Genomic DNA, 2,384 nt, shown 5'->3' with positions numbered 1-2,384 from the left:
CCCTCATGACCGCCAGATCTTCCTCAGTGCGCCGAACCGAAGCAAGTTCGGAGCAGTTGCGGTCGAAGACGTATCGCAGTTCCATCAGCATTTCGGGCGTCGAGCTTTGGAGGTAGAGCTTGAACATGGCCAGCGGCATCGCCGGGAGGCCCTCGTCCTTACGGATGTAATTGCCGAATCCGTGCCTCGTTTCGACGATTCCCGACACCGCGAGCGTTTTGATTGCTTCCCGGATTGGTGTCCGGCTGATTCCGAGTTGCTGGGCCAGTTCCTTCTCGTTGGGCAGTTTGTCCCCGGGTCCAAGGTTTCCATTAGCGATTTCGCCTGTAATGTAGTCCAGCGCAATCTCCAGCCTGCTTGGGATTTTCTTTGGATCAACAGACAGCATTCCTTGTCACGCTCCGTCGTCTTGAAGAAGGTACGAGGTCATACCGCGTTTTGCCTTTCGCGACAAACTCCGAACTGCGGAAGCCCGGATGACGAGGATTATTCGCTGATTTGTCCCAGCCGCTTCGAGGCTTTCGGATCGAACGGGAACATCAAACCCGCAGCAAGAAAGCCGCCGTCGACATTGAGTGTGTGTCCGGTGATGTAGGCTGCCTCATCGCTCGCCAAGAACACTGCGGCATCCGCGATTTCTGACGGCTCGCCATACCGGCGCTGCGGGACGAGTCGATGGTACGCTTCACGGGTTTCTACCGTGTGCATGACCTTCGACACCTCGGTGAGAATGGGGCCGGGCGCGATGTTGTTGACTGTGATGCCAGACTCCGCAAGCTCGACCGCCATCACCTTGGTGAGGAGTTCGACCCCGGCCTTCGACGCGCCATAAGCCGATCGCCCGACGCCTCCCTTTTGGCCGGACAGTGAGGCGATATTGATTATCCTTCCATATCCCTTCGCTGCCATAATCCGCGCGAACGCCTGTGCTACGAGGAATGTCCCGGTCAAGTTGATCCGAACGACGCGTTCGAATTCTTCCCTCGAGCTCTCGAGGAACAACGTGGTTGCACCGACGCCCGCGTTGTTGACCAAGATCTCGACCGCCCCAAACCGCTCGACTGTCTTCTCCACGATAGCCGTGATGTCCTCGTCGACAGAAATGTCGGCCCGAACCGCCAACGCCTTTTCGCCAAGGCGATCAGCGGCTGCGTTTGCCACGTCTGAATCGCGATCGACGATGACCACGTTCGCACCTTCGCGAATGTAAGCCTCAGCAACCGCGAGCCCGATCCCTCGTCCTGCCCCGGTTACCACGGCGGTCCGACCCGAGAGTCTCATTTTCAGTCCTCCTATGAAGATGTGACGTATAAGGTATGAGGTATGACCTTGACAGGGTTATGGGCTCCTCCTATGAGTCTTGTCAAGTGAACTCTGGTTCGGGGTGAGGAGGCAGATTTCCTCGGCCAGGGATGATGGGAGATTGGAATGCCTTCAGCTGCGAGACTGAAAGCCGTGTTTTATGGCGATGATTTCACAGGTTCGTCCGAGAACCTGGCGCAGTTCCATCGTAGCGGCGTAAAGGGTAAGCTCTATCTGGCGCGTCCCGCGATGGAAAAGGTTGTCGCCGATTCTCAATCCTACGATGTACTCGGTTTCGCGGGCACAGCCCGGGCGCTATCGGGAGTCGAACTCGACGCCGAGCTGGACAGCGCCTTCTCGATCATGGGGAGGCTGAGCAGCGCCTTCATTCAATACAAAATTTGCTCGACCTTCGACTCATCGCCGACGGTCGGAAACTACGGAGCTGTCCTCGATCGAGCCGCCATCCACTTCGGAGAACGTGACGTCCCCGTGCTTGCGGCCACACCCGACTTCGGACGCTACACCTGCTTCGGAAATCATTTCGCGCGCTTCGCCGACAGAATCGATCGGTTGGACCGTCATCCGAGCATGAACAGCCATCCCAAAACGCCGATGCACGAGGCGGATCTACGGATCCATCTAGCCGGGCAGACGGACAAGGAGTTCGTCAACGTCACGCTTCCCATGATCCGCAACCGGGCCAGCATGCACGAATGTGTTCTCAAGGCTTTCCAGGATGGAGCGGGTGTCATTTTCGACGGCGTTGAAAATGCCGACTTGGCCGCGGTCGCGGATTTGCTTTGGGCCAGGGCTTCAACGCTGCCGATTTTCGCGCTTGCAGCTCAAGGTCTCGCGCAGCAACTTGGCGCGCTCTGGGCTCGGTTGGGTCTCCTGTCCGGCTCCAAGCCCCTCAATACCGAAATCTCCGGCGTCGAGAAACTGCTCGTGTTGTCAGGCAGTTGCGCCCTTCAGACTGGTCGCCAGATCGCCGCCGCGGAAGCTGCAGGCTGGAGCATGGTTCACTTGGACGTGTCAAAGATCGCATCAGACGAGCAAAGTGCTGCGGCGGCCCGCGAAGC

At 58.2% G+C, this 2,384-nt stretch carries 3 protein-coding genes; 1 reads left to right on the top strand and 2 read right to left on the bottom strand.

Annotated elements, in window-relative coordinates; genetic code table 11:
• Together EOA33_RS32490 and EOA33_RS32485 are read right to left on the bottom strand one after the other, a co-directional pair.
• The coding region (locus tag EOA33_RS32490; protein WP_145989421.1) for a GntR family transcriptional regulator at positions 1-388 on the bottom strand (388 nt) is incomplete at its 3' end.
• Between the two features lie 98 nt (positions 389-486).
• On the bottom strand, positions 487-1,281 hold the full coding sequence (locus EOA33_RS32485; RefSeq protein ID WP_067326879.1) for a 3-oxoacyl-ACP reductase family protein: 795 nt from the start codon (positions 1,279-1,281) through the stop codon (positions 487-489).
• A gap of 147 nt (positions 1,282-1,428) precedes the next feature.
• On the opposite strand from EOA33_RS32485, the gene EOA33_RS32480 reads away from it, so the two are divergent.
• On the top strand, positions 1,429-2,384 hold a 956-nt coding region (locus EOA33_RS32480), incomplete at its 3' end, for a four-carbon acid sugar kinase family protein (RefSeq protein WP_145989420.1).

Source organism: Mesorhizobium sp. M4A.F.Ca.ET.050.02.1.1 (assembly GCF_003997725.1).
Lineage (GTDB): Bacteria > Pseudomonadota > Alphaproteobacteria > Rhizobiales > Rhizobiaceae > Mesorhizobium.
Note: the sequence above shows the minus strand (reverse complement) of the source record. Positions and strands in the feature narration are given on the sequence as shown.